Consider the following 25,848-nt stretch of genomic DNA (forward strand, 5'->3'; position numbering starts at 1 on the left):
CCGACCGCTGGTGTACCGGTTGTGATGCCAATTGCATTGCCGGGTAGCTACGTCGGGAAGAGATAAGCGCTGAAAGCATCTAAGTGCGAAACTCCCCTCAAGATGAGACTTCCAACTAGGGCCGTCAAAGACGATGACGTCGATAGGCTACAGGTGTAAAGGCAGCGATGTCATAGCCGAGTAGTACTAATTGCCCAAAAGCTTACGCTGGGTTTGTTACAGTTTCTGCGAAGACATGTTGTTTTCTTGTGTACAAAGTATCAAGTACCAAGTACCAAGAAGAACTTAAGATATTTACCTACTATGTAGGGTAGAATCAAGGCCACAGAGACGGGAACCAAGAATATTCCTCTTGTATCTGGCATCTGGCAATCTTGGCTCTATAAGATTTAGGCGGCCTAGCGCAGGGGTCCCACCTCTTCCCATCCCGAACAGAGAAGTTAAGCCCTGCAGCGCCGATGGTACTGGGGTTACACCCGGGAGAGTAGGTCGCCGCCTCATTTATTCAAGGCCTTCCGTGAAAACGGAAGGCTTTTTTGCGTTCGGGGCTTTTCATTCTTTTATTTTTAACTTAAAAGGGCAGCAGTGCCCTTCTTTGAAGGGATAACTGACTTTTATAATTAGTAATAGTGGTTTATCCTGTTTTTCCTATTTGCCATTTTCATTTGTGATTTTCCTGCAGTCCGGCTTATATTCGTTTTTTTATATCGGAATTATAAGAATAGAAAAGCCAGAGGCTAGCCAGCTATAAAATCCAGTTCTTTACGAGAAATTTTTCTTTATATAGACTAACAGTTTTCTCTAATGAAATGCGCATAATCATGGCCCGTTCAGTCTAATTTATAGTCCCTTTCCGTATTGGCTACTCCCTCTACCTATAACAAAAGTTGAACTTTACTGCATTATGAAGTATATTAAACATATGTTTTCTCCTTACTAAGCCGCTTAGAGACTGAAAAGGGAAGATTATGACTTTTGTCATGTTTTGTTACGCTTTAACTCAGTTTGTGCTCGGCATGTGGACTGTACTTTCGTGGCATAGTTAGGCTGCAGACCATTTATGGTTTTGACTATATTTAATCAAGGTTACTCACTGGGTTAAATTATTTTGCATCAATGGTTTATCTGATTTATTGAGTATGACGCCAAAATTATCATCTGTAAAAAGTGTCTCATGCTTTCATTGCGGGGAAGAATGCAAGGAATCCAGCCTTTTAATGGATGATAGAAACTTCTGTTGTCAAGGATGTAAATTGGTTTATCAGGTTCTTTCTGATAATGATATGTGTGCGTATTATGATATTGCAGCGTATCCTGGCGAAAGCCAAAAGGGCAGTAAGTCGGTGCCCAACAGGTTTGATTACCTTAAAGACGAGCTGACAGCAAGTAGCTTGCTAGACTTTCAAAATGACCGTGAAGGTCACCTTACTTTTCATGTTCCTTCTATCCATTGTGCATCGTGTATTTGGCTTTTGGAAAATCTGTTTCAGATCCACTCTGGTGTTTTTTTCAGCCGTGTAGATTTCATAAAAAAGAAAGTCCAGATTAAGTACCTTAAGGAGAAGATAGAATTACATGAAGTGGTCAGCTTGCTGGCAGCAATTGGGTATGAACCTCAACTTAATCTTTCAAATCTTTCAGAAAAAAAATCAGTAGGACTTGATAAACGCTTAATCCAAAGGTTGGCAGTTGCAGGGTTCTGCTTCGGTAATATGATGATGTTCAGTATTCCCGAATATTTATCTGAAGCGGAATTAATGGACGTTTCGTTTCGAGGTCTGTTTAGTTATCTGAATGTGATATTGGCCATTCCTGTAGTAGGATATTCAGCCAATGACTATTATAAATCAGCCTGGAATTCTATCAGACAAAGGCGGATTAATATGGACGTTCCTATTGTATTGGGAATAATTGCCTTGTTTTTGTATTCCTTGTGGGAGATTTTTATGTTTCAGCGTTCAGGCTACATGGACAGCCTGGGTGGACTCTTGTTTTTCTTACTTCTGGGAAAGCTCTATCAGACAAAGACTTTTTCTACACTCGAGTTTGACAGGGATTATAAAGCTTATTTTCCCATTGCGGTCACAAGGATTGTAAGTCAGCAAGAAGAGGTTATTCCCCTCTCTAAGCTTCAAATTGAGGATGAGATTTTGGTAAGAGATGAAGAATTGATACCGGCTGATTGCATCCTCGTGAATGGGCAAGCAAACATCGATTATAGTTTTGTGACAGGAGAGGAAATACCAGTAATCAAATATACAGGAGATTTGATCTATGCAGGCGGAAGACAAAAAGGGGAAGGTATATCACTGAAAGTACAGAAATCGCCTTCTCAGGGATATCTTACTGACTTATGGAACAATGAGGCTTTTGAGAAAAGCAAGGAACAATTGATGGAACCACTGGCTACAAAGGTGAGCTCTGTTTTCACATGGGCTGTTTTACTGATTGCTGTATCAGGTTTTGCTTACTGGTCTTTTATCGATTTTTCTACCGCAGTGAAAGTATTTGCCTCTGTGCTCATTGTGGCCTGCCCTTGTGCCTTGGCAATGTCCACACCCTTTACTTTGGGGAATACGCTTAGGATTTTTGGAAAAAGTAAGTTATACCTGAAAAATGCTAATGTGATTGAGAGGCTAGCTCTTGTTGATTGTGTGGTTTTTGACAAAACAGGAACTCTCACGGATATTACAAATGCTAAAATACGCTATGTAGGAGAGCTGCTGTCCGAAGAGAGTAAAAATATACTCAAAGCAATGGTAGCTAGATCCACGCATCCATTAAGTGCCAGAATCAACCAATGGCTTGGCAATAGATCGGGTTTTTCATTAGATTCTTGTGAAGAAGTAAAAGGGGGTGGGCTCCTAGGTATATACAAAGGGCAAGAGTTTAGACTCGGATCAATGGACTTCACTGGATTTACTGAAAAGATAGAAAACCCAAATGGAAATGTAGTCTGTTTATCAGTTGAAGGAGTAGGTTTAGGATATTTTCATATTGAGTCCGGACTTAGGGAGAGCGCTTCAGATGTTGTACAAAAGCTCAGTGCGGATTTTAAACTTCATGTTTTATCTGGAGACTTTGCACATGAAGAGACATTTTTGAAAGAAAAGCTTGGGGATGGAATCGCGTTTAATTTCAAGCAAAGTCCTTCAGATAAGCTTGCTTATTTAAAGAAATTGAATCAATCCTGTAACACACTGATGATAGGGGATGGGCTGAATGATGCAGGAGCTCTTCAGGAAAGTCAAGTCGGAATAGCTATTTCTGATAGGGTAAGCCATTTCTCTCCTGCCAGTGATGCTATCATGGACTCTGAAGTGTTTGGGAGAATACCCGAGTTTTTAAGTTTTGCTAAATCAAGCAGGTATATTATAAAAGCCAGCTTCGTATTAAGTGTGCTTTACAACTTAGTCGGATTAGGTTTGGCAGTTCAAGGCCTTTTGAGCCCTGTAATATGTGCTATCCTAATGCCCTTAAGTAGTATTTCTGTGGTGGTTTTTACTACGTTTGCCACGAATTATTTAGCTTGGAGAAAGGGGTTTTTGACACCAAAACTATTTTAATATGGAGGTGATTTTTGTCTTAATCGGAATCAGTTTGCTTTTAGCAGGCACCTTCCTTTTCCTTTTTTTTAAGGCTATGAAGCAAGGCCAGTTTGATGATAATCATACGCCTTCGATCCGCATCCTTTTCGAAAGTAACCCAAAAAAATATAAAAAAGATCAACCATCAAAACCAAAATCCCATGAATGATTCTATACTGGAGAGGTTCGAATACGACAATAAAATTGTCAAGTATTTCAGCGCCGCGACCATTATTTGGGGCATAATAGGCATGCTAGTCGGTGTACTTGCCGCAACTCAGTTGTTTCTGCCAGAAGCTAATCTAGGCAATCCCTACACCACTTTTGGTAGAATAAGGCCTCTTCACACCAATGCGGTAATCTTTGCGTTTGTGGGCAACGCAATCTTTGCAGGAGTGTATTATTCCATGCCCAGGCTGTTGAAAGCTCCCATGTGGAGAAAATCACTTAGTTGGTTTCACTTTTACGGCTGGCAATTAATTATTCTTTCCGCTGTATTGACCTTGCCTTTAGGCCTTACTTCTTCTAAGGAATATGCGGAGTTGGAATGGCCGATTGATATTGCAATTGCTGTGGTTTGGGTGGCTTTCGGCGTAAATATGATAGGAACAATCCTTACTCGTAGAGAGCGACACATGTATGTGGCGATTTGGTTTTATCTGGCTTCATTTATTACCGTCGCTGTCCTGCACGTAGTAAATTCCTTTGCTTTGCCTGTATCATTCATGAAAAGCTATTCTGCTTATGCCGGTGTTCAGGATGCGTTGGTACAGTGGTGGTATGGACATAATGCGGTGGCATTTTTCCTTACTACTCCATTCTTGGGATTAATGTATTATTTCCTGCCAAAGGCTGCTAATAGACCTGTATATTCCTATAAGCTATCCATAATCCATTTTTGGTCTCTTATTTTCCTCTACATGTGGGCTGGCCCCCACCACTTGCTTTACACATCTCTTCCAGAATGGGCTCAGGTGTTAGGCACAGTGTTTTCGGTTATGCTGCTTGCTCCCTCGTGGGGAGGTATGGTGAATGGGCTGCTGACACTTCGTGGAGCGTGGGACAAGGTGACTACCGATCCGGTTCTGAAGTTTATGGTGGTAGCGATTACCGCATACGGAATGGCCACGTTTGAGGGGCCAATGCTATCTTTCAAAAATGTAAACGCTATTGCCCATTACACCGATTGGATAGTAGCACATGTTCACATAGGCGGCTTAGGCTGGAATGGTTTTTTGACCTTCGGAATGTTGTATTGGATGTGGCCTAGGCTGTTCAAAACCACCCTTTTCTCAACCAAGTTGGCAAATGTACACTTTTGGTTAGGGGTGATGGGGATTATTTTTTATGCTCTTCCTATGTATGTTGCTGCATTGACCCAGTTTTTAATGCTGAGAGAGTTTGACGAAATGGGCAAACTAGCGTACGGTAACTTCTTGCAGACTGTTATCGAATTAGTACCAATGTATATGCTAAGGGCATTTGGTGGACTCCTCTACTTGAGTGGAGCGATACTTATGATGTACAATATGCTCAAGACCGCACAGAAAGGAAGGTTTGTTGAAATAGAAGAAGATTCAGCTCCTGCATTGGCCAGAAACTATAATCCAAAAGGTGAATTCTGGCACAGGGCATGGGAAAGAAAGCCGGTTTTCTTCTCTGTTTTGGCTACAGTAGCTATACTGATCGGAGGAGTAGTGGAGATTATTCCTACCATTCTGGTAAAGTCCAATGTTCCTACGATCAGCTCAGTGAAGCCTTATACAGCACTGGAATTGGAAGGCAGGGATATTTATATTCAAAACGGCTGTGTGGGTTGCCATTCTCAGATGGTCAGGCCGTTTAGATTTGAAACTGAACGTTATGGTGAATATTCCAAGGCAGGGGAGTTTGTCTATGATAGACCGTTTCTCTGGGGATCAAAAAGGACAGGTCCGGATCTACATCGTGTAGGGAAGAAATACCCTGACAGCTGGCATTATTTCCATATGGAGGATCCCCGAAGCATGTCCCCCGGTTCTTTGATGCCTCCTTATCCTTGGCTGATCACTAATGAACTCGATTATTCTGATTTGCCTTCGAAAATCAGAACGATGCAAAAACTAGGAGTGCCTTACCCTGAAGGATATGATGCCCAGGCGGTTGTGGATCTGGAAACACAGGCAACAGAGATTTCGACCAACTTAAAAGACGCGGGTATAGAGGTGATGCCGACGACTGAAATTGTGGCATTGATCGCATATTTACAACGCTTGGGTACTGATATCAAGGTCTCTTCATCTAAGTAATCAGAAATCATGTACAAAGAAGTATTAAGATCAATTGAAAATATAGAGATATTCCCCATTATCTCCCTTGTCATTTTTGTCCTTTTTTTTACTGGAATTGCCATTTGGGCACTGAAGGTACCAAAGGAATACATCGAGCATATGAGCTCACTACCTATGGATGATGAGCATGAATTAACCGACAAGAAGCCATGAAAAAGTATCTGACCGTTTTGACATTATGTAGTTTAATGTTTTCCAATCCATTGCTAGCGCAGGATGAATCTATCTCAAGCGTGGTACAAGGAATGGGAGCCACAGAACTAACAATATTTATTATCATAGGTGTAATACTTGGAGTGATACTTCTGCTCCTTGTTTTGCTGCTGTATATGTTATCCTTTATTTCAGAGGTTTTCCGAAAAGAGAATCCACAGCTGGCTGAACAACCAGGATGGTGGGAATCCTTCAAAAAGCGTTTTGTCACGGGAGATGTGAAGGAAGAGCTATCTCAGGATAAATTGATGGATGATCACTCTTATGACGGTATCCAGGAACTTGACAATTTTATGCCCCCTTGGTTACAATATGTGTTTTCAGGAACCATTGTGCTGGCAATTGTTTATTTTGGCTATTATACGGTATTAGGCTATGGTAAAACAGGTGTTGAGGAATATGAAGAAGAAATCCGTATAGCTGCTATAGAGGCTGAAGCAAGAGGAGCGAGTGCTTTGGCATCCGTGGATGAAACTAACGTAGAAGTGGATTATTCTGATGTGGCATTAAGTTCAGGCAAGACGATATTCGATACAAATTGTGCCGCCTGTCATGCTTCAGATGGAGGTGGCGGGGTAGGCCCAAACTTAGTAGATCAATATTGGATTCATGGAGGGGATGTCAAGGATTTATTCAAAGTCATCAAATATGGTGTGATCGAGAAGGGAATGGTACCGTGGGAGGATCAACTGAATCCTCAGCAAATCCAAGCAGTGTCCAGCTACATTCTCTCTCTGCAGGGCACCACACCTGCAGCCCCTAAAGCGCCTCAAGGTGAACTTTACGAAAGCAAAGAAAATAGTGACTTGCCTGATGAGTCTATATCCCCTGCGGTTGATGAGGGGGTGTCTTCTGATACTACGGTTCTTTCCGATTAAATCCGCTCAGCCGATATTATTGGGCTGTGGCAATGAATAGCATTTGTATGGCAAAGAAGAATCCACATTTAAGTCCTGAGAATTTTAGGGATGCCCTGGCTACCGTTCAAGATGACGGGAAGAGGAACTGGGTTTATCCTAAGAAAGTAAAAGGATATTTCTATGCGTATAGAACTTACCTTTCGTGGGTACTTTTGGGGATTTTATTTGCTGGCCCATTCATTAAAATAGACGGAAGGCCTTGGATTCTATTCAATATTTTTGAACGAAAGTTCATCATATTTGGCGCAGTATTCTGGCCTCAGGATACGTATTTACTGATTTTTTTACTGCTTATCTTCTTCGTCTTTATCATTCTATTTACTGTGGTGTTCGGGAGGGTATGGTGTGGCTGGGCATGTCCACAAACCTTGTTTATGGAGATGGTGTTCCGCAAGATTGAGTACCTAATAGAAGGTGATGCGAATCAACAGCGTGCGTTGAATGATCAGCCATGGAACAAGGAGAAAATTGCTAAAAAGGGATTGAAAATAACAGTTTTTGCAATCATCTCCTTATTAATCGGTCATCTAGTGATGGCATACCTGATTGGAGTAGATGAAGTAATTAACATAGTATCATCTCCGCCTTCTGCACATCTGGCAGGATTTATTGGTCTTTTGGCTTTTTCAGGGATTTTCATGTTCGTATTTACATGGTTCCGTGAGCAAGCTTGTTTAGTGGTATGCCCTTATGGGCGGCTTCAGGGAGTGATGCTGGATAATAATTCCATCAATGTGATGTATGATTACATCCGTGGAGAACCTAGAGCTCCCATACGTAAGAGTACGGAAAAAGCTTCCCCAAGCGGTGATTGTGTAGATTGTAACCTTTGCGTACAGGTATGTCCTACAGGAATAGATATCCGCAATGGCATACAGATGGAGTGTGTTAATTGTACCGCTTGTATAGATGCCTGCGATGAGGTGATGGTGAAAGTTGACCGGCCTAAGGGGCTCATCCGATACGCTTCAGAGAATAGTATCAAACAAGGTTTCCAAAAGTTATTGACCGGTAAAGTGAAAATTTACATCGGAATTCTCTTCCTTTTGCTCATTGCTTTTGTGACTTTGCTGACAACCCGAAAAGACATCACCGCTACTGTGACAAGGTTTCCTGGCATGACTTATCAGGAAAGGGAAGATGGAACGGTTACCAATCTCTATCAGATTACGCTGATAAACAAAACGTATGAAACCCAGGAGCTTTCACTTAGGTCTTTGACTAATGGGGTAGCGGTAGAGATAGTAGGTGATCAGCATTTGGTGTTGGAGCCCCAATCTAAGTTGGAGAGGCGTTTCTTTCTGGTGAAGAGCCAACAGGACGTCAAAGTAAATCAAGAACAAATAGAGTTGTCAGTACTTCATCTAGGGGAGGAGATAGGTTATGTTAAAACTAATTTCACTGCGCCTATCAAGTAAAAGACGGAACGAAAAATTGTGAATTATGAATTGGGGAAAAGGGATCTTTCTAACAATACTTGCCTTCGTGGCGTTGATTATGGCTATGGTGATTTTCTCCGTGCGTATGGAGGGAATAGAACTGGTGACTGAAAATTACTATGAGGAAGAGATCAACTATCAGGATCGTATTGATAACTCTACTTCAGCAAACGCCCTGGATAGGACGGTGATTTCGTATGATTCCCAGTTAAATGTTTTAATTCTAGATCTTCCCATAGGCACAAGAGGTGAGCTGCAGTTTTTCAGACCCTCTGATTCCTCATTGGATCAAGAAATCAAGCTGGAAGTCAATCAATCCGGTATGACAAAAGTATCCTTAAAAGATCTGAAACCAGGATACTGGAAGATTCAGCTGAAATGGGAAGAGAATGGGGTAGATTATTATCAAGAGAAGAAAATCAACTTATAGATGTTGTGGACAGCTTTTTTGTTGGGTTTTTTAGGAGCATTTCATTGTGTGGGAATGTGTGGGCCTATAGCCTTGGCAGTAAGCAGTTCTAAGCGGAATGTTTATTTTTACCATAAAATCCTCTATAATCTTGGAAGAAGTACCACCTATGCGGCATTGGGTCTATTGGTAGGAAGTATAGGATTTACCCTGTCCCTGGCAGGAGTCCAGCAGATATTCTCTATAGCTATGGGCGTGTTGATCTTGATCGTGGCACTTTTTTACAATAAAGCAGACCTGTTTTTATCCGTTCCTGCATTGTCAGGGATAATTCTCTGGGTGAAAAAACAACTGGGTAGGTTCATAAAAGCAGGGGGATCTTTTGCTTTTTTTGCCACCGGTCTTGCAAATGGCTTATTGCCATGTGGGATGGTGTATATGGCATTGATTGCAGCTTTAGCTTTTCAAAGCCCAATTTTAGGAGCTGCTTACATGTTTGTTTTTGGCCTTGGTACTATTCCTTTGCTTCTAGTGATGATGTATTCTGGAAGGGTGTTTTCAGTCCAGGTCAGACAGAAATTCCAGAAAGCCATCCCTTATCTAGGAGTAGTCATAGGTATCCTCTTTATCTTTCGCGGATTAGGGTTTGGAATGTTTTACAGTCCGGATTTAGTGGTTTTTGACTATGGGGCTCAGCAGTTTGAAGTTACCCTTTGCCGTTAAACTACCTTACTGAATAGCTCTTTTTTTGATCTGTCAGCTGCAAGTCTTAGATCTATTTGGGTACAAATATTTCGTACAAAATGCATTCCTTCCTCTCTTACCGTCAGCAGAGTAGAAGCAATGCTTATGAGCTGATCGCATTCCATTTCTCTTAAACTATTAAACTGTCTTTCGGTAAGTGAATTCCAGATTTCCTGGGGGATTTCCGCTTGGTTTTTACAGATTAGATCGAGAATGATATTCCTTACCTGTATGTCTTTGTCAGTAAGTATATGTCCTTTCTGTAAAGCCCAGCTTCCACTTATAGCCTCGGATTGATAGCTTTCTATTCCTTTTGTATTCTGTGCATACGCAAAGTAAACATCACTAATGCTGCTTGATCCTAGACCGATCAGTACTTTGGAAGGCAATGTCGTGTAGCCCATGAAATTCCTATGAAGCTGACCTGTGGATTTTGCAGAGACTAATGGGTCGCCTGGTAACGCAAAATGATCCATGCCGATTTCTTCATACCCGGTATTTTTAAGAAGTGCCCTCCCTGTTTCATACAATTCTTTCTTTTGTGTTTCAGAAGGCAGAAATTGTTCGAAACTTTTCTGTGCAGGGAAAGCACTTGGCAAATGTGCATAGGAATAAAAAGCAATCCGATCAGGTTTCAGAGATTGGACTTTTGCGATGGTGTCAGTCATGCTCTCCAGCGTCTGATGCGGTAGTCCATAGATCAGGTCAAAATTGATAGAGGTATAGCCCAAAATTTTGGCAGAATCGGTTACGTTCTTAACTTTTTCAAAGGGTTGAATTCTATGGATGGCAGTTTGCACCTGCTCATCAAAATCCTGGATACCGAAACTCACACGGTCAAACCCAAGCTCTTTCAGTGTCATTAAATGTGCGAAACTTGTGTTGTTTGGATGTCCTTCAAAGCTAAATTCGGCATTTGACATCCGTTCAGAACTCCCCAAAATTTGGGATATCAGCTCGTGTAAACACTCCGGATCAAAGAACGTAGGTGTACCTCCTCCCAAATGGATGCCGGCAATTTTAGGTTTTTCATTGAAAAGGTCAGTGTATTTTCTCCACTCAGCTAATAGAGCCTGAATATAGGGGGCTTTTACAGCTTTATTCTTGGTAATCCGCTTGTTACAGCCGCAGTAGGTGCATAGGCTTTCGCAGAAGGGAAGGTGTATATATAAAGAGATCCCTTCCTTTTTTCCAAATTGTAGAAAAGCCTTTTTTACCAGTTCTTCCCATACTTCAGATTTGAGACTGTTTTCCCAAAGGGGAAGCGTAGGATAGGAAGTGTACCTTGGGCTAGGTTGATTATATTTTTTTACCAGTTCGGATGATGGCGTCATGAGTTATCGTTTGGCACGAATTACGGTAACTCATGAATTACATTTATTGATTTTCACCGGTACAAATAACTGATTTTGATCAGTTATTACTTTTAACAAAAGAAGGTCAATCGAGTAGGAAGTTGTTGAGAAATGAACTTTTAAGTCCTAACCAAGTGAAAAAGAATAACAATCCCCAAAAAAGATAGATGCGATAGTAATCAGCGGTTTCTTTATATCTGTTCTCGGTGATTTCAGTTTTTTCCAATGTATCGATTCTTTCAAAAATGGCAGCTAATGTGCCGCCGTCCGCAGCTCTAAAAAACTCACCATCCCCCACTTTTGCTATTTCCCGAAGGGTGGTTTCGTCTAGGTAGCTTTCTACCATTTGAGGCCGCCCGAAGAAGTCAGTTCCATAAGGAACCAGCCCATCTTTACCCATGGCTATGGTATAAAGCTTGATATTTAACGCAGCTGCGAGATTCGCCGCAAAAAGCGGATCAACATTTCCGGCATTGCTCTCCCCATCACTCAATAGAATCATTACTTTGGACGCGGATTCTGATTCTTTCATACGATTGGTTCCTGCGGCCAATGCAGAACCGATGGCAGTTCCCTTGGCCTCCATCATGTTGAAGGAGATCTCTTTTATCAGATCAGTGAGCAACTTATAATCATTAGTCAAAGGAGCTAGCGAATAGGCCTCTCCGGCAAATACGACCACGCCAATCCTGTCACCGACTCTACCATTTATGAAATCTATGGCGGTGGCTTTGGCTGCCTCCAGACGGTTCGGGGTGAAATCCTGAAGATCCATGGATTCAGAAATATCCAAAACTATCATAATGTCAATTCCTTCAGTGAATTGCTCGACCCGTTCATTGCTTCGCTGAGGTCTGGCTAAGGCAATAACCAACATGATTAAGAATAAATAGAAGAAGCCCGCTGGAATCAGTCTTAAATACGTCCAAGGGTTGTTATTTGCTATTCGTTTAGGCAATGAAAGTTCTAGGACAGGGTTTTTCAGGAATTTCACGAATGTCCTGAAAAGTATAAAGACCGGAATAATCCAGATCAGATTAAGTAAAAGAGGGTTTTCCCACTCGTAGGTTTTCAAAGTCTCAGTCTGAAACCAAGACCAGCTAAAGAATTCAGACAGCTGCTCCCTCATGCTTGATTTTGGTTTGTTTTTCCTGAAATTTTTCTCTTGCTACCTGTAGCAAATAGGAGGTGGCTTCCTCACTTTTTGATGAGTCCCCAGCGTAAATTATTAAATCGATCGTCCTAAGTGCTTTGAATATCTCCTTGTTGCCCATTCTTTTCCCTATCTCACTTGATGTCCACTCTTTCACGGGAAGTTTAGTGATACTTTCCATATAGCCTTTCCACAAGCCTATTACCTCATCTGCGGATTCAATGGACGGATTTTCAGAAAGTAAAGTGGTCTGGGCTTTCCATCTTTTTTCAAATCGTGCCCAGCGCATTTTCTCCCTTTTTTCCTTCCAATATTCCCGGATTCGCTTTGCAAAAAGCAAATAGAAAACACCTAAAAGGATTAAAACCCCACCTGCAATAGCCCCAAAGATGATCCAGTTGAAGGATTTATCCAGAGGCTGGTAAATGTTGTTTTGCTGAAAGACCAATTGCTCAGGAATACTGTCCAGAGTAAGTTTTAGTTTAAGTTCTGCTTCCATGGGATAGTGGACAATACTGTCATACCTGGCCAATTCATATACTGGAAGCGTGAGGTAGGAGCTTGGGTCCAAGGAGAAATTGGACAGATAGTACACGGTACTGTCTTGGGTGATTCCGTCTAGGGTACTGGAGATAAATGTCTTTTTTTCCAATAAAACCAAAGGAGTGAAATCGAAAGTGGAATCAGGAAAAATTAACTGGGCTGATTCTGGATAGGTTGCTTTTAACACATATCCCACCCGCTCACCAAGTTTGGCAGAATCCTGCATAAAGTAACCCTCTATGTTGATCTGCTGTGCACCGCCCAGAAATGGTATAAATAGAAAGAATATGATTTTGAGCGCTTTAACCACGTTTCATGCTTTTATTTCGGTACTTGAACAGCTCAATAAGTGGGCCTACTATATCTTGGGTTGTATCTATAGCAAGGTAATTGATTTGGTTCTTTTTGCAGATATCTTTGAGATGCTCCCGTTCGGAAGTAAAGGTATCAGCTATTTTTTTAGAAAAACTTCCAAAGGCGGTATTCACCCACGTTGTTTTTCCTTTTTCTTTATCATAAACGGGAATTATACCTAAAGCGGGCAAGGCAGACTCCCGTGGATCGGTGAGCTGAACAGCTACCACATCATGTCGCTCAGCAAGTGCCCTGAAAGACCGCTCGTATCCTTCATCTATGAAATCTGATATAATCACGATCACCGCTCTTTTTTTGATCAGGTTCAGTGCAAAGGTAAACATGGAATTAAGATCTGTTTTCAGGGATATGTTTTCATGGTCAAAAATCCCACGGATCATTTTTACACCTTGTTTACTCCCTTTAGATGGAAGGATGAGCTTTTCCTTTTGATCGGAATAACTGATCAGCCCTATCTGGCTTCCTTCGAATATCGCTGCCAAAGTAAGTACTCCGGCTATGGTTTTACCTTGGTCGATTTTCTTATTGCCGGCCTGCCCGATATCTTGACTTCCGCTAATATCCAACAGAAAAAAAACAGATTGTTCTTTGTCTTCACGAAACGTTTTCACAAATGTGCCGTGTCCTTTGGCGGATACTTTCCATTCAATAGTACGAATGTCATCCCCATATTGGTAGGGACGGAGGTCATCAAACTCTAACCCTGATCCTTTGAAGAGGGATTGGTACTCTCCTTGTAGGTGATTGTTGGCCACCTTTCGGATCATGATTTCGTATTTTCTGAGCTTATTGAATAATTCGTTCATGAATGGTGATTTGAACGGCCTAAGTTATGCTTCTAAGCTGAATTATAAAATTTCACTTACATGAAGGGTGGGGAGTTTTATCGTTAAAAAAACCTAATTTTGACCTGTGAAAAGTTTTCTAATACTAAGTTTTTGCATTCTAACGCTAGCTGCCTGCAATTCAGGCAACAGACCCAAAGGGTTGCTCTCTCAAGATGAAATGGTGGAGATTCTGATAGATATCCATGTTACTGAGGGGCTTGCGAGTGCGATGCCTGTTTCATATGACTCCTCAAGGGTCTTGTACAAGCTACTGGAAAAGGATGTTTTCATCGAACATGAGGTAAGTGATTCTCTCTTTACCCAAAGTATGATTTATTACCTCCGCGATCCTGCTGAAATGGAACGAATCTATTCGCGTGTAGTGGATTCGCTCATGGTAAGGGATTCTGTGGAAGGAGATTTAGATAAGTTGTAATGCTATACCCTCGCAATCTAGAACAAAAAGTAAATTTTCTAAAAGTCAAAGAACTGATAAAAGCGGAATGCACATCTCCGCTAGGAATGCAGTATGTAGATCGCTTGGCTTTTACATCAGACTATAATCTGGTTTCCAAATTACTTGATCAGACGGAAGAATTCCGTCTGATTTTGATTTCAGGAGAGTTGTTTCCTTCCTCTAATTTCACAAACCTCAATCCTTACCTGGAAAAGGCAAAACTTGAAAATTCCTTTCTGGACGTAGAGGACTTTTATGAGATTAAGCTCTCCTTGGATACACTTAGAGGTTGTATTTCATTTTTCAAGAAGAGAGAAGAGGATTATCCAGTTTTGAGTCAACTCTTGGGGCTACTAATAGATCTGGATATGAGCTTACTCAAAGCAATCGAGCTGATCATCGATGAGAAAGGTAAGATGCGCAGTAATGCCAGTAAAGATCTGCAGCTCATAAGAAGTCAGATTATCTATGAGGAATCCCGCCTCCGCAAAGTTATGGATCGGGTATTCAAAGAAGCACGGGCAAAAGGATTGACCCCGGAGGATTCTGCGATCACGGTTAGGTCTGGCAGATTGGTGATCCCTGTGGCCACGGAAAATAAGCGGAAGCTGAGGGGTTTTATCCATGATGAATCCGCGACTGGTCAGACAGTCTATATGGAACCAGAGGAGGCTCTGGATATCAATAATGAGATCCGGGATCTGGAGTATATGGAGCGGAGGGAGATTATCAAGATTCTCACTCAGCTTACTGATAAAATCCGTCCGGCAATTCCAGCTTTGAGGAAGGCTACAAATTTTCTTGGCCTGATGGATTTCATTCGTGCCAAAGCAAAATTTGCGCAGAAAACAGACAGCTGCAGGCCTGAGATTACCAAAGAAAGGCAATTGGCCTGGACAAGGGCGAGGCATCCGATCCTGGAAATGGCACTGAAGACCCAGGGCAAAAACATCGTGCCGCTTGACATCACTCTGAGCGGTCATGAGCGCTTACTGGTGATTTCCGGTCCCAATGCAGGAGGAAAGTCAGTTACATTGAAAACAGTGGCACTCCTTCAGTACATGTTGCAGTGTGGGGTGTTGATACCCGTTCATCCAGACTCAAAAAGTTCTCTTTTTGACAACTTCTTCATAGATATAGGTGATGAGCAAAATCTGGAAAATGATCTGAGTACCTACAGTTCGCACCTGATGAGTATGAAGCACTTCTCGCTTTTTGCCAATAAGAAAACCATACTCTTCATAGATGAATTTGGCACCGGCACAGAGCCTCAGTTTGGTGGAGCAATAGCGGAGTCCATCCTTCTAGCCCTCAACAAACTGGGAGCTTATGGGGTGATTACGACCCACTATGGTAACCTAAAGCAGATCGCTAACAAAAACCAAGGAATGGTGAATGGGGCTATGCGTTATGATGTGGATAAGTTGGAGCCTCTGTACCAGCTTGAAATTGGTAAGCCGGGATCGTCCTTTGCCCTGGAAATCGCTTCTAAAATCGGGATTCCTAAGGAGATACTGAAATACGCCAAAGACCAGATAGGAGAGGAGAGAGTTCGGTATGATAGGCTGCTCACCCAGGTGGAAAATGAGAAGAATCAGTATACAACCTTGCTGGCAGATGTAAAAGCGAAGGAAAGACTACTTAAAACCCGGCTTCAGGAATACAATGAGCTGAAGGAAACCATGGAGGGTACTAAGAAACGCTACCTTCAGGAAGCAAAACAAGAAGCAAAACAGTTACTTGACCAAGCAAATAAGAAGATTGAAGCTACCATTAGGGAAATCAAGGAAGGAAAGGCTGAAAAAGAGGCTACCAAGCAGATCCGTAAGGATTTGGAAGAATTCAAAGAAAAGGTAAAGCCTGAGAAGAATGTTGTCAAAAGCCCTGAAATCAAAGTGATCGGGGGTGAAATTATCACTGGAGATTGGGTGAGGGTAAAAGATAACGGTGCTATTGCGGAAGTACTTCAGGTCAAAGGCAATGAAGTAGAAGTCTCAATAGGTGAATTGAAATCAAAAGTAAAGCTTTCCAGACTGGAGAAGATTTCCCAAGGGGTGGTCAAAAAAGAAAAGAAAGCGGCCGTTTCGCGAAGCGGCTACAATACGAATGAGAAAATGATGGATTATTCTCCTAATCTGGATATACGGGGCAGGCGGGGTGAAGAAGTTCTTTCGTTAATTCAAACCTTTGTGGATGAAGGTCACATGCTGGGATTGAAAGATCTTAGAATCGTACATGGTAAAGGAAATGGAATCCTTCGGGATTTGACCAGAAATTTTCTGAGAGACATGACTCAGGTCAAACACATAGAGGATGAGCATGCCGATCGTGGGGGAGCTGGTGTTACCTTGGTGACATTGAAATAAAACGACAAAGGAGAGCAACGAGCTCTCCTTCGTTATAATAGACTTTTATACTTTATTGTTTCAGTAAGTTGAACGTGTAGCTTCCGGCTACAGCCATCACCCCGTTGATCCTGGCACCAGGTGCCGAAATGGTAAAGGTAAGTTTTAAGGTATTGTTGGTTTGAGTAAAAGAAATCTCTCTATCCGAAGCCGGTTTGGATCCAGACAATACGAATTTGTCAAAATTTGCTCCTGCAAATGACCATGTGCCGGAATTGTCGAAAAGGTCATTATTGTTTGTGGAAGAATAGGTCTTCGAGTTGGCGGATGCTAGCATAAGTTCAAAATCTGAGTAAAGATCTGTAACCGTAGTACCGTCGCGTTCTACAGAACCTCCTCCAGCAATCCCCCATGTCTGCGAACCTGTTCCTGTCAAAGCCTCTGTTGCGATTTGCTCTGGAGTTTTCACCGGATCTGGTTTAGGGTCATCTCCACCACAACTTTGAAGTACAAGTAGTACAAATGCCGATAGGAGTAGTTTGAGAATTGATGGTTTCATGTGTTTATTTTTGATTTTTATAGGTCACATGGAATCTCGCATAGTAGATAATCATCTCTCTGTGTGTCGCCTGCGACATGCTCGATTTCATATAATTATTTTCTATAGGCTGTTCTAACCACAGCTGGCATGCGCACGATAATCCACTATTTATCCGTTGCCTGCCACATTCTTCCTGCTTTACGTCTGTAAAACTAAAGGTATTAATTAAAGTTCAAAATTGAGTTTTACTTGTAGTCTTCCAGCGTGATTTTTTGCTCACAGAATTCATATTCCCGTGGTTCGTTGGAGCAGATCACTAAAATCCTATCATTCGCATAGTTTGCCATCATTTCTTGGTACCAAGCTATACCTTTGCGATCAAGATTGGATGTGGGCTCGTCCAAAAAAATAACAGGAACCTGAGAAAAAAGAGCCAAGCCAAGTTTCAGCCTTTGCTTCATGCCAGAGGAAAATTGCCCCACAGGTTTAGAGCCATGTGGAGTCAGGTACAGTAGGTCGATTATTTCTTTTGGAGAGATTCCATTGAGCGGTTTTTTAAATTTAAAATGAAAGGTCAGTAATTCCTTCAGGCTGAATTCCTCCGGGAGTTCCATGTAAGGGGCTGAAATGCTAAGATGCGAAAACCAATCGGTTTCGGGGATTAGTTTTCCATCCTGGGCATATACTATTTTCCCAGAGCTGACTGGGATGGAACCGCTCAGGCATTTTAAAAGTGTGGATTTACCCGAGCCGTTACTTCCTGTTATGGCTAGAGAATTGCCCTGGGTTAATCGGAGACTTAGATTTTTAAAAATCCATTCGTATTGGAAGCGTTTTGAAGCTTCTTCAAGTTGGATTTTCAGCATAGTTAATTGATATAGCCTTTCATCACACCACGCTCGGAAGAGCGGATGAAATTCAGGATTTCATCTCTTTCCTTGGTGGCAGGAAGGTTTACTTCGATTTCTTCAAGCGCACGGCTGTTATTCATACTATTGAGAAAAAGATAACGATAAACCTCCTGGATATGGGAAATGGATTCGCTAGAAAAGCCTCTTCTCCTTAGTCCTAGTGAGTTGACACCCGCATAAGACAAAGGCTCCCGGGCAGCTTTAGTAAATGGGGGGACATCTTTTCTGACCAATGAACCTCCTGAGACCATAGCATGCATGCCTATTTTCACAAATTGATGGACAGCGCTCGACCCTCCCACTATAGCCCAATCATCAATGGATACATGACCCGCAATCTGTACGGAATTGGCAATGATGACATGGCTTCCAATGACGCAATCATGTGCTACGTGTACATAAGCCATCAACAGGCAGTGGCTTCCTATCACCGTGGTTTGCTTTTCAATAGTGCCCCTGCTGATAGTCACGCATTCACGTATGGTGGTATTGTCACCTATTAAGACCGTGGATTCTTCTCCTTGAAACTTTAAGTCCTGGGGTATTCCCGCAATCACTGCACCGGGAAAGATTTTACAGTTTTTGCCAATGGTGGCTCCTGAAAAAATCGTGACGTTAGGGCCGATCCAGGTATTGTCTCCGATGTTCACATTTTTGCCAATTGTAGTGAATGGTTCAATATGGACATTTTCACCGATTGTCGCCTGTGGGTCAATATATGCTAAAGGGCTGATCATGATTCTTTTCGGGTTATGCTTGCGGTCATTACGGCCTCACATACTAGCGTATTTCCGACATAAGCTTCACCACGCATTTTTGCTATTCCTCGTCTTATCGGGGCCAAAAGCTCACATTTAAAAATTAGAGTATCACCAGGGAGTACCATTTTCCTAAACTTACAGTTTTCTATTCCCAGAAAATAAGTCCAATAATTTTCCGGGTCATCTACCGTGCTCAATACTAATATTCCGCCTGTCTGGGCCATCGCCTCTACCTGCAATACCCCTGGCATTACAGGATTGGCTGGGAAGTGTCCCATGAAAAACGGCTCGTTGATAGTGACATTCTTTACTCCCGCTACGACCGTGTTATCAAGATAGATGATCTTATCCAGTAGTTGAAATGGATATCTGTGCGGCAAAATATTGCTTATCTGATTGATGTCCATAACTGGAGGCAGCTTAGGGTCATAATAGGGTATATGGGAAGCGCTTGACTTCTCCATCGCACGTTTTATTTTCTTTGCAAATGCTACGTTGGCGGCATGTCCTGGCCTAGCGGCCATTATTTGTGCTTTAAGTGGCCTTCCTACGAGCGCAAGATCACCTACTACATCCAGCAACTTATGGCGAGCTGGTTCATTTCGGTAGCGAAGATCGACATTGTTTAAAATGCCTTCCTTCTTCACCTCAACTTTAGGTTTGTTGAACATCTTGGCGAGGTGAACCAGTTCTTTTTCTTCTACAATCCGATCTACCACGACTATGGCGTTGTTCAGGTCGCCGCCTTTGATGAGATTTGAATTGTACAGCATTTCCAGTTCATGCAGAAAACAAAAAGTGCGGCATGAGGCAATTTCCGTTTTAAACTGGCTTATATCAGTAATCGATGCATGTTGGCTGCCTAGGACAGGGGAATTGTAATCTACCATCACTGTCACACGGTAGTTGTCAGTAGGCAATGCTACCATTTCAACTTCACGGGCTGAATCTTTGTATTGTATGCTTTCTTGTACTTCAAAGAACCTTCTTAGGGCATTTTGCTCTTCAAGTCCTGCGTTTTCCAGGATTTCAATGAATTGTATAGATGATCCATCCATAATGGGAGGCTCGGGACCATCAAGTTGTATGAGCACATTGTCAATCTCCAGGCCCACCAGAGCAGCCAAGACATGCTCCACCGTATATACGCGAGCACCGTTTTGTTCCAAAGTAGTACCTCTGGATACATCCACTACCAGGTCGCAATCTGCATCTATCGTAGGACGGCCTTCTAGATCTATCCGTTGGAACTTATATCCATGATTCGGAGGGGCAGGTAGAAAAGTCATATTCGAAATGACACCAGTGTGAAGTCCTACCCCGGATAATTCCACCTGTTTTTTTATCGTGTGTTGTTTTACTTTCATCTGATTATTGAACCGTTCAGCAAGCTAAAGGCTGCAAATTTACTGCTTTTTTTCTAGTTCTTTTAAGCGATGCAGGATCCCTTCCAGGTTTTTGAAGATAGAATAGGATTTGAGGAAGTTTTTCATGTCCATCCCTATGTATCCGAAAAGCGTTGTTCCTGATTTGGTAACGCTCTTAGTGATGCCAGTATTAGCACCTACGGTGGTGTTGTCCGCGATTTTAAGATGTCCTATAATTCCGGCCTTTCCGGCGATTATGCAGTTTTTGCCTATCTCCGTAGAACCCGAGATACCGGACTGCGATGCAATCACAGTGTTTTCCCCTATGATCACATTATGGGCTATCTGTACCAGATTGTCGATTTTAGCACCTTTTTTTATTATTGTAGAACCCATTGTAGCACAATCTATGGTGCTATTTGACCCTACGCTCACGTTGTCTTCAATGATTACATTGCCTATTTGAGGAATAGCTTTATAGCTTCCATCTGATTGGGGGGCAAACCCAAACCCATCAGAGCCGATGACTGCCCCGGGATGGATCTCGCAATTGCTGCCTATGACAGTATCTGCACAGATTTTTGCTCCCGCATGAATGATCGTATTGTCTCCTATACGCACCCGGTCCCCTATATGCACGTGACTATGGATTTTCACCGAATCTCCTATGGCGCAGTTTTTTCCAATATAGGAAAAAGCACCCCTGTATGCTTGGCCACCCATTTTGGAACTGGCGTCCATGTAGGAGGGATCCTCTATCCCCACCACACTGTTTTTCATCAGCATAGCATAAGCCTCCAGTAACTGGGTAAAGCCGTTATAAGCATCTTCTACCCTGATCAGGTTGGTTTTTAAAGGTTTAGTGGGGGTAAAGTTTTTAGAGACAATTACTGCAGTGGCATCTGTTTCATAGATAAATTGGGTGTATTTATCATTTGCCAAAAAACTGATACCACCTTTCTTGCCCTCTTGGATTTTGTCCAGCCGGGATACTTTTTGGGTTTCATCGCCTTCTACGTTTCCCCGCAGGATTGAAGCAACTTGTCCGAGGGTCAATTCCATATACTTGATTGAGGGAGTTAATAGGTTAAATTTAGGCTTTTGGCCTTACATACATAATGTTTCTCCACGATTTTACTCATGATCTTTATATTTGGTAGATCCGCAGCTTGGGCTACATCAATTACCTTTCCTTTTTTCGTAAGAATATTGATTCTGTCCTTTGCCAGATATCCGTAGTTGCTAACAGCACCACTGGAGAAGAAATAATCCAGATCTTCCCGGGGTATCTGCAGTTTGAATATGGTCTTTTCTTTTAATTCATTGATTTCCGCAAGAGAAAAGGGGTCATTGGACAGGTTGATTTTGAAAAGATTTCTTGTCAAAAACATTTGGGAAATATTTCTAAGCACATAATCCGGGTGGTTTTTCCACAGCTTCACTGCTCCCCAAATGTCCAGATCATCCATTTCGAGAAACAATCGCAAAAGATCCGGATTAGTTCGGAAATCTGACAAGGTTGACCCATTGTTCAAAAAGTAGTCAAATTCCTGGGTAATGGTGAAACTAAGCCCCGATTGCCGAAGAAATTTAGCACGCTCGATCAGCTTGATCATCATTTTCTCCGCACTCACAGTTGTTTTGTGAAGATAAACCTGCCAGTACATTAACCGGCGCGCGCTCAGGAAATTCTCAATAGAATAGATTCCTTTCTCTTCGATGACCACCTGGTCATTTTTCACATCCATCATTTTTATGATGCGGTCTGCGCCGATAGTCCCCTCAGAGACTCCCGTGAAGAAGCAGTCTCGCTGCAGATAGTCCAATCGGTCTATGTCCAACTGGCTGGAAACCAGTTGATGAAAGAATTTTCGCTCATATTGGTTCTTAAATATTCTTAAAGTAAGGGCTAGTTTGCCACCAAATTCCTGATTTAAGAGTTCTATTATAAGAAGAGAGAGCTGCTCATGGGGAACGTCCTTGAGTAAGCTGTACTCTAGGGCATGTGAAAAAGGCCCATGTCCAATATCATGTAAAAGAATGGCAATTAGCGCGGCTTCATATTCTTCATCTGTAATTTCAGTGCCTTTTATTCGTAGATTGTCTAGCGTAATGCTCATGAGGTGCATAGCCCCAATCGCATGATGAAAACGGGTATGAAGCGCGCCGGGATAGACGAAGTCGGTCAGGCCCAGTTGTTTTATTCTCCGCAATCGTTGGAAATAAGGATGGTCTATAATCGTAAAAATCAACTCGCTAGGGATCGTGATGAATCCGTAAACCGGGTCGTTTAATATCTTCTGGCTTTTCAAGGAGGCCTTTTTTGTTTGCCTCAAAAGTAATTATAATTTTAAAAGAAACGGAATCTGAAATGTCTCAAAAATTCAATATACTCTGGGCGGACGATGAAATCGACTTGCTTAAGCCGCATATCCTTTTTCTCGAACAAAAAGGATATGCCATCACCACCGTCAACTCTGGCGTGGACGCTATCGAGGAGGTGGAGCAAAAAAACTTTGATGTAATATTTCTGGACGAAATGATGCCTGGAATGACAGGGCTGGAAACCTTGCAGCAAATCAAGCAGATCAAACCTCAGGTGCCAGTGGTAATGATCACCAAAAGTGAGGAGGAGCATATCATGGACGATGCGATCGGGGGTAAAATCGCTGACTATCTCATCAAGCCTATTAATCCCAATCAGATTTTGCTTTCTGTCAAGAAATTGCTCCAAAACAAGCAGTTGATCGATGAACGCACCACACAGAGTTATCAGCAGGATTTCATGAACATCAGCATGGCCTTTGGCGATGCAGAGGATCATCAGGATTGGGCTGATATCTATCGAAAACTGACTTACTGGGAAATGCAGATCGATGATACTGAAAACAAAAACATGCTTCCAGTATTGGAATCCCAGAAAATTGAAGCTAATTCTAACTTTGCGAAATTCATTAAAGAAAATTATCTGGGCTGGATGGAAGAGAAAAACCCAGTAAAGCCCCTGCTCTCACATCAGGTGATGAAAAAGAAGGTTTTTCCGCAGCTTAAACAGAAAAATCCCTTATTCTTCATAGTGATTGATAATTTTAGATTAGATCAGTGGGAGGATATTGAATCTATTATTGCTCCCTATTTCAATATAAAAGACAAAGACACCTATTATAGCATTTTGCCTACCACAACGGCATTTGCTCGAAATGCCCTGTTCAGCGGCATGATGCCAATGGATATGGCGAGATTTTATCCGCAGTTTTGGGAGGATGAAGATTCTGATGAGGGCAAGAATAATTTTGAAGAAGAGTGGTTGAAAATCAATCTTGACAAGAACAGGCTGCCAATCAAAACAACTTATAACAAAATCATCCAGGCTCATCAGGGAAGAACGGTACTCGAACAATTTCACTCTTTCTTACAAAATGACCTAAATGTCCTGGTTTATAATTTCGTAGATATGGTGTCGCATGCCCGGACTGATATGAAAATGATCCGTGAACTGGCCCCAAATGAGTCTGCTTATCGGTCTCTCACGACCAGTTGGTTTGAGCATTCGTCCCTTTTTGAGTTGCTGAAGAAAATACATGACGCTGGTGCTGAGGTTATCATAACTACTGATCATGGTACGAAACGAGTGAACAAACCTTATCGGATCATCGGCGATAAAAACGTGACTACAAACCTGCGTTATAAGCAGGGTAAAAACCTGAATTTCGAGCAGGGGAAAGTGTTTGAGATCAAAAAACCCGAAGATGCCAAATTGCCTAGATTGAATGTTTCTTCCACTTATGTTTTTGCTGTGGAGGATTATTTCTTTGCATACCCGAATAATTACAATTATTATGTGAACTTCTATAAGGACACCTTTCAGCACGGAGGTGTATCTTTGGAGGAAATGATCATTCCGATCGTTCATCTTTCACCAAAATAATTGAACATTTGACACGCTTTACGTACGAGCTGGATGAGATAGACAAGGCTGCAAGGAATGTAATAGAAGCCGCTGACGGGGAGAAAATATGGGTGTTTCAAGGAGAAATGGGGGCCGGCAAGACCACGCTGATCAAGACACTTGCCGATTCCTTGGGAATAACAGACTCCGTGAGCAGTCCTACATTTGGGATAGTCAATCATTATGACAATCGAAGTGGTGAGGTTATTTATCACTTCGATTTTTATAGATTGGAAGATCCGACAGAAGCTTTGGATATCGGAATAGAAGAGTATTTTTATAGTGGAAACTATTGCTGGCTAGAATGGGCTGAGAAAATTGTTGCATTTTTGCCTGAGAGATTTTTCCTGATCCAGATCACTACGGATTCCGAAACCCAACGAACGCTGAACTTACAACATATCCAAAATGCCATCTGAAATTGATCAATTGACAGCTGTGGGACTTATTCCGAAGGAATCACCGGCCAAGGTGAGGAAGTGGGACCACTCTTTGGTGATAGGGCTGCCGAAGGAAGCCTCCTCCCAAGAAAAACGTATAGTGATCACGCCTGAGTCTGTGGGGTTGCTGACCAACAACGGTATAAGTGTAGTCGTAGAGGCAGGAGCTGGTCTTCACTCCAAATTCTCTGATCAGGATTTTTCGGACGCGGGTGCGAAGGTAACAAATTCTAAAAAGGAGGTGTTTGAATCACAGGTGGTGTTAAAAATAGACCCACCCACGGAAGAAGAGTTGGGTTATATGGGTACGGGGAGCTGTTTGATATCTGCCCTACAACTGGAAAGGCAGAGCCAGGATTTCATCCAAACTTTAAATCAAAAGAAAATAACGGCTGTTGCATTTGAATACCTGGAAGATAAGGTAGGGGGAATGCCTGTCGTGAGAGCCATGTCGGAGATCGCCGGAAGTACCGTAATGCTGATAGCCGCGGAATACCTTTCCAGCGAAAACAACGGCAAGGGATTGATCATGGGTGGAGTCACTGGGGTGCCGCCCACGCAGGTTGTCATTATAGGAGCAGGGACGGTGGCTGAGTATGCCGCGCGTACAGCTTTGGGTTTAGGTGCCAATATTAAAGTTTTTGACAATCATATTTACAAGCTCCGCCGTCTGAAACAATTACTGGGGCAGCAGATTTACACTTCCACGATAGATAATTTTAGTTTGACGCAAGCGCTTTCAGAAGCAGATGTTGTGATTGGGGCTTTACGGGCTGAAAAAGGCAGGAATAAAATAGTGGTTTCAGAAGAGATGGTAGCCAATATGATACACGGCAGCATTATTATAGATGTGGCGATCGATCAGGGGGGGTGCATAGAGACAGGGCGGGTGACCACGCATGATGATCCTGTTTTTCGGACACATGACATTATTCATTATTGTGTGCCCAACATAGCTTCTCGGGTCGCCAGGACTGCCTCCTATTCTTTGAGCAATATTTTTACCCCAATCATCCTGCAAATGGCTGATTTGGGTGGTGCCGAGGAAATGATTTTCAACTATAAATGGTTCTTGAGAGGCGTCTATACTTATAGAGGGAGTTTGACAAATGCATATTTGGGCAGGAAGTTTGGCATAAGCCATAAGGAACTGCAACTTCTATTAGCAGCCCGGTATTAGAG

Annotated in this window: 23 protein-coding genes and 2 rRNA genes; 15 read left to right on the forward strand and 10 right to left on the reverse strand. The window is 42.3% G+C overall.

Annotated features, from left to right (window positions below):
- From LZF95_RS09140 to LZF95_RS09185, 10 genes are all read left to right on the forward strand, one after another.
- Nucleotides 1-210: ribosomal RNA gene (locus tag LZF95_RS09140) — 23S ribosomal RNA — on the forward strand; the annotation flags it as partial.
- 179 nt (nucleotides 211-389) lie between these two features.
- Nucleotides 390-501: ribosomal RNA gene (gene rrf, locus LZF95_RS09145) — 5S ribosomal RNA — on the forward strand.
- Nucleotides 502-1,139: 638 nt separating this feature from the next.
- The gene (locus LZF95_RS09150) at nucleotides 1,140-3,566 is read left to right on the forward strand and encodes a heavy metal translocating P-type ATPase metal-binding domain-containing protein (RefSeq protein ID WP_262912233.1); all 2,427 of its coding nucleotides are present in this window, start codon (nucleotides 1,140-1,142) and stop codon (nucleotides 3,564-3,566) included.
- Nucleotide 3,567: 1 nt separating this feature from the next.
- Nucleotides 3,568-3,756 carry a cbb3-type cytochrome oxidase assembly protein CcoS gene (ccoS, locus tag LZF95_RS09155; protein ID WP_233754685.1) on the forward strand — a complete coding sequence of 63 codons (189 nt, stop codon included), beginning with the start codon at nucleotides 3,568-3,570 and terminating at the stop codon, nucleotides 3,754-3,756.
- Nucleotides 3,749-5,875 carry a cytochrome-c oxidase, cbb3-type subunit I gene (gene ccoN / locus LZF95_RS09160; protein WP_233754686.1) on the forward strand — a complete coding sequence of 709 codons (2,127 nt, stop codon included), beginning with the start codon at nucleotides 3,749-3,751 and terminating at the stop codon, nucleotides 5,873-5,875. The genes ccoS and ccoN overlap by 8 nt, the downstream gene beginning before the upstream one ends.
- Nucleotides 5,876-5,884: 9 nt before the next feature.
- Entirely contained in the window at nucleotides 5,885-6,070 is a 186-nt protein-coding gene (locus tag LZF95_RS09165) for a cbb3-type cytochrome c oxidase subunit 3 (RefSeq protein WP_233754687.1), read from the forward strand.
- Entirely contained in the window at nucleotides 6,067-7,008 is a 942-nt protein-coding gene (locus tag LZF95_RS09170) for a cbb3-type cytochrome c oxidase N-terminal domain-containing protein (protein WP_233754688.1), read from the forward strand. Before LZF95_RS09165 ends, LZF95_RS09170 begins: the two co-directional genes overlap by 4 nt.
- 47 nt (nucleotides 7,009-7,055) lie before the next feature.
- Nucleotides 7,056-8,468, forward strand: coding sequence for a cytochrome c oxidase accessory protein CcoG (ccoG, locus tag LZF95_RS09175; protein WP_233754689.1), 1,413 nt, complete (start codon nucleotides 7,056-7,058; stop codon nucleotides 8,466-8,468).
- Between the two features lie 25 nt (nucleotides 8,469-8,493).
- Nucleotides 8,494-8,919: a FixH family protein gene (locus LZF95_RS09180; protein WP_233754690.1), complete on the forward strand. Its 426-nt coding sequence runs from the start codon at nucleotides 8,494-8,496 to the stop codon at nucleotides 8,917-8,919.
- Nucleotides 8,920-9,621 carry a sulfite exporter TauE/SafE family protein gene (locus LZF95_RS09185; RefSeq protein WP_233754691.1) on the forward strand — a complete coding sequence of 234 codons (702 nt, stop codon included), beginning with the start codon at nucleotides 8,920-8,922 and terminating at the stop codon, nucleotides 9,619-9,621. It abuts the gene before it with no gap.
- Here LZF95_RS09185 and hemN read toward each other — a convergent pair.
- The 4 genes from hemN to LZF95_RS09205 all read right to left on the reverse strand — a co-directional run bounded on the left by hemN (nucleotide 9,618) and on the right by LZF95_RS09205 (nucleotide 13,874).
- The gene (gene hemN, locus LZF95_RS09190) at nucleotides 9,618-10,976 is read right to left on the reverse strand and encodes an oxygen-independent coproporphyrinogen III oxidase (RefSeq protein WP_233754692.1); all 1,359 of its coding nucleotides are present in this window, start codon (nucleotides 10,974-10,976) and stop codon (nucleotides 9,618-9,620) included. The genes LZF95_RS09185 and hemN overlap by 4 nt on opposite strands.
- Before the next feature lie 106 nt (nucleotides 10,977-11,082).
- Nucleotides 11,083-12,126 carry a VWA domain-containing protein gene (locus LZF95_RS09195; RefSeq protein ID WP_233754693.1) on the reverse strand — a complete coding sequence of 348 codons (1,044 nt, stop codon included), beginning with the start codon at nucleotides 12,124-12,126 and terminating at the stop codon, nucleotides 11,083-11,085.
- A complete protein-coding gene (locus LZF95_RS09200; protein WP_233754694.1) occupies nucleotides 12,107-13,003 on the reverse strand; it encodes a hypothetical protein in 897 nt (298 codons plus the stop codon). Before LZF95_RS09200 ends, LZF95_RS09195 begins: the two co-directional genes overlap by 20 nt.
- Nucleotides 12,996-13,874 carry a DUF58 domain-containing protein gene (locus tag LZF95_RS09205; protein ID WP_233754695.1) on the reverse strand — a complete coding sequence of 293 codons (879 nt, stop codon included), beginning with the start codon at nucleotides 13,872-13,874 and terminating at the stop codon, nucleotides 12,996-12,998. Before LZF95_RS09205 ends, LZF95_RS09200 begins: the two co-directional genes overlap by 8 nt.
- A 106-nt stretch (nucleotides 13,875-13,980) precedes the next feature.
- On the opposite strand from LZF95_RS09205, the gene LZF95_RS09210 reads away from it, so the two are divergent.
- On the forward strand, nucleotides 13,981-14,331 hold the full coding sequence (locus LZF95_RS09210) for a DUF4296 domain-containing protein (RefSeq protein ID WP_233754696.1): 351 nt from the start codon (nucleotides 13,981-13,983) through the stop codon (nucleotides 14,329-14,331).
- Nucleotides 14,331-16,718 carry an endonuclease MutS2 gene (locus tag LZF95_RS09215; RefSeq protein ID WP_233754697.1) on the forward strand — a complete coding sequence of 796 codons (2,388 nt, stop codon included), beginning with the start codon at nucleotides 14,331-14,333 and terminating at the stop codon, nucleotides 16,716-16,718. The genes LZF95_RS09210 and LZF95_RS09215 overlap by 1 nt, the downstream gene beginning before the upstream one ends.
- Before the next feature lie 52 nt (nucleotides 16,719-16,770).
- Here the strand turns inward: LZF95_RS09215 and LZF95_RS09220 are convergent, their stop codons facing one another.
- The 6 genes from LZF95_RS09220 to LZF95_RS09245 form a co-directional block, all read right to left on the reverse strand.
- Entirely contained in the window at nucleotides 16,771-17,256 is a 486-nt protein-coding gene (locus tag LZF95_RS09220) for a hypothetical protein (protein ID WP_233754698.1), read from the reverse strand.
- A gap of 227 nt (nucleotides 17,257-17,483) precedes the next feature.
- Nucleotides 17,484-18,104 (reverse strand): ATP-binding cassette domain-containing protein, encoded by a 621-nt coding sequence (locus tag LZF95_RS09225; RefSeq protein WP_233754699.1) that lies wholly within the window; start codon nucleotides 18,102-18,104, stop codon nucleotides 17,484-17,486.
- 2 nt (nucleotides 18,105-18,106) lie between these two features.
- A complete protein-coding gene (gene lpxA, locus LZF95_RS09230; protein WP_233754700.1) occupies nucleotides 18,107-18,886 on the reverse strand; it encodes an acyl-ACP--UDP-N-acetylglucosamine O-acyltransferase in 780 nt (259 codons plus the stop codon).
- Nucleotides 18,883-20,277 (reverse strand): bifunctional UDP-3-O-[3-hydroxymyristoyl] N-acetylglucosamine deacetylase/3-hydroxyacyl-ACP dehydratase, encoded by a 1,395-nt coding sequence (locus LZF95_RS09235; protein WP_233754701.1) that lies wholly within the window; start codon nucleotides 20,275-20,277, stop codon nucleotides 18,883-18,885. The genes lpxA and LZF95_RS09235 overlap by 4 nt, the downstream gene beginning before the upstream one ends.
- Nucleotides 20,278-20,316: 39 nt before the next feature.
- Entirely contained in the window at nucleotides 20,317-21,339 is a 1,023-nt protein-coding gene (lpxD, locus tag LZF95_RS09240; protein WP_233754702.1) for a UDP-3-O-(3-hydroxymyristoyl)glucosamine N-acyltransferase, read from the reverse strand.
- A 17-nt stretch (nucleotides 21,340-21,356) separates the two neighbouring features.
- Entirely contained in the window at nucleotides 21,357-22,589 is a 1,233-nt protein-coding gene (locus tag LZF95_RS09245; protein WP_233754703.1) for an HD domain-containing protein, read from the reverse strand.
- 59 nt (nucleotides 22,590-22,648) lie between these two features.
- Between LZF95_RS09245 and LZF95_RS09250 the strand changes: the two genes are divergently transcribed.
- From LZF95_RS09250 to LZF95_RS09260, 3 genes are read left to right on the forward strand one after another with little or no spacing between them, the layout of a single operon-like run.
- A complete protein-coding gene (locus tag LZF95_RS09250) occupies nucleotides 22,649-24,205 on the forward strand; it encodes a bifunctional response regulator/alkaline phosphatase family protein (protein WP_233754704.1) in 1,557 nt (518 codons plus the stop codon).
- A gap of 8 nt (nucleotides 24,206-24,213) precedes the next feature.
- Nucleotides 24,214-24,645: a tRNA (adenosine(37)-N6)-threonylcarbamoyltransferase complex ATPase subunit type 1 TsaE gene (gene tsaE / locus LZF95_RS09255; protein WP_233754705.1), complete on the forward strand. Its 432-nt coding sequence runs from the start codon at nucleotides 24,214-24,216 to the stop codon at nucleotides 24,643-24,645.
- A complete protein-coding gene (locus LZF95_RS09260; RefSeq protein ID WP_233754706.1) occupies nucleotides 24,635-25,846 on the forward strand; it encodes an alanine dehydrogenase in 1,212 nt (403 codons plus the stop codon). Before tsaE ends, LZF95_RS09260 begins: the two co-directional genes overlap by 11 nt.
- Nucleotides 25,847-25,848 lie beyond the last annotated feature (2 nt).

Source organism: Algoriphagus sp. AGSA1 (assembly GCF_021390545.1).
Classification (GTDB): domain Bacteria; phylum Bacteroidota; class Bacteroidia; order Cytophagales; family Cyclobacteriaceae; genus Algoriphagus.

Coding starts and splice junctions, on each gene's coding strand:
- LZF95_RS09150 (WP_262912233.1), top strand. CDS start 1,140: ATGACGCCAAAATTATCATCTGTAAAAAGTGTCTCATGCTTTCATTGC.
- ccoS (WP_233754685.1), top strand. CDS start 3,568: ATGGAGGTGATTTTTGTCTTAATCGGAATCAGTTTGCTTTTAGCAGGC.
- ccoN (WP_233754686.1), top strand. CDS start 3,749: ATGAATGATTCTATACTGGAGAGGTTCGAATACGACAATAAAATTGTC.
- LZF95_RS09165 (WP_233754687.1), top strand. CDS start 5,885: ATGTACAAAGAAGTATTAAGATCAATTGAAAATATAGAGATATTCCCC.
- LZF95_RS09170 (WP_233754688.1), top strand. CDS start 6,067: ATGAAAAAGTATCTGACCGTTTTGACATTATGTAGTTTAATGTTTTCC.
- ccoG (WP_233754689.1), top strand. CDS start 7,056: ATGGCAAAGAAGAATCCACATTTAAGTCCTGAGAATTTTAGGGATGCC.
- LZF95_RS09180 (WP_233754690.1), top strand. CDS start 8,494: ATGAATTGGGGAAAAGGGATCTTTCTAACAATACTTGCCTTCGTGGCG.
- LZF95_RS09185 (WP_233754691.1), top strand. CDS start 8,920: ATGTTGTGGACAGCTTTTTTGTTGGGTTTTTTAGGAGCATTTCATTGT.
- hemN (WP_233754692.1), bottom strand. CDS start 10,976: ATGACGCCATCATCCGAACTGGTAAAAAAATATAATCAACCTAGCCCA.
- LZF95_RS09195 (WP_233754693.1), bottom strand. CDS start 12,126: ATGAGGGAGCAGCTGTCTGAATTCTTTAGCTGGTCTTGGTTTCAGACT.
- LZF95_RS09205 (WP_233754695.1), bottom strand. CDS start 13,874: ATGAACGAATTATTCAATAAGCTCAGAAAATACGAAATCATGATCCGA.
- LZF95_RS09215 (WP_233754697.1), top strand. CDS start 14,331: ATGCTATACCCTCGCAATCTAGAACAAAAAGTAAATTTTCTAAAAGTC.
- LZF95_RS09220 (WP_233754698.1), bottom strand. CDS start 17,256: ATGAAACCATCAATTCTCAAACTACTCCTATCGGCATTTGTACTACTT.
- LZF95_RS09225 (WP_233754699.1), bottom strand. CDS start 18,104: ATGCTGAAAATCCAACTTGAAGAAGCTTCAAAACGCTTCCAATACGAA.
- lpxA (WP_233754700.1), bottom strand. CDS start 18,886: ATGATCAGCCCTTTAGCATATATTGACCCACAGGCGACAATCGGTGAA.
- LZF95_RS09235 (WP_233754701.1), bottom strand. CDS start 20,277: ATGAAAGTAAAACAACACACGATAAAAAAACAGGTGGAATTATCCGGG.
- lpxD (WP_233754702.1), bottom strand. CDS start 21,339: ATGGAATTGACCCTCGGACAAGTTGCTTCAATCCTGCGGGGAAACGTA.
- LZF95_RS09250 (WP_233754704.1), top strand. CDS start 22,649: ATGTCTCAAAAATTCAATATACTCTGGGCGGACGATGAAATCGACTTG.
- LZF95_RS09260 (WP_233754706.1), top strand. CDS start 24,635: ATGCCATCTGAAATTGATCAATTGACAGCTGTGGGACTTATTCCGAAG.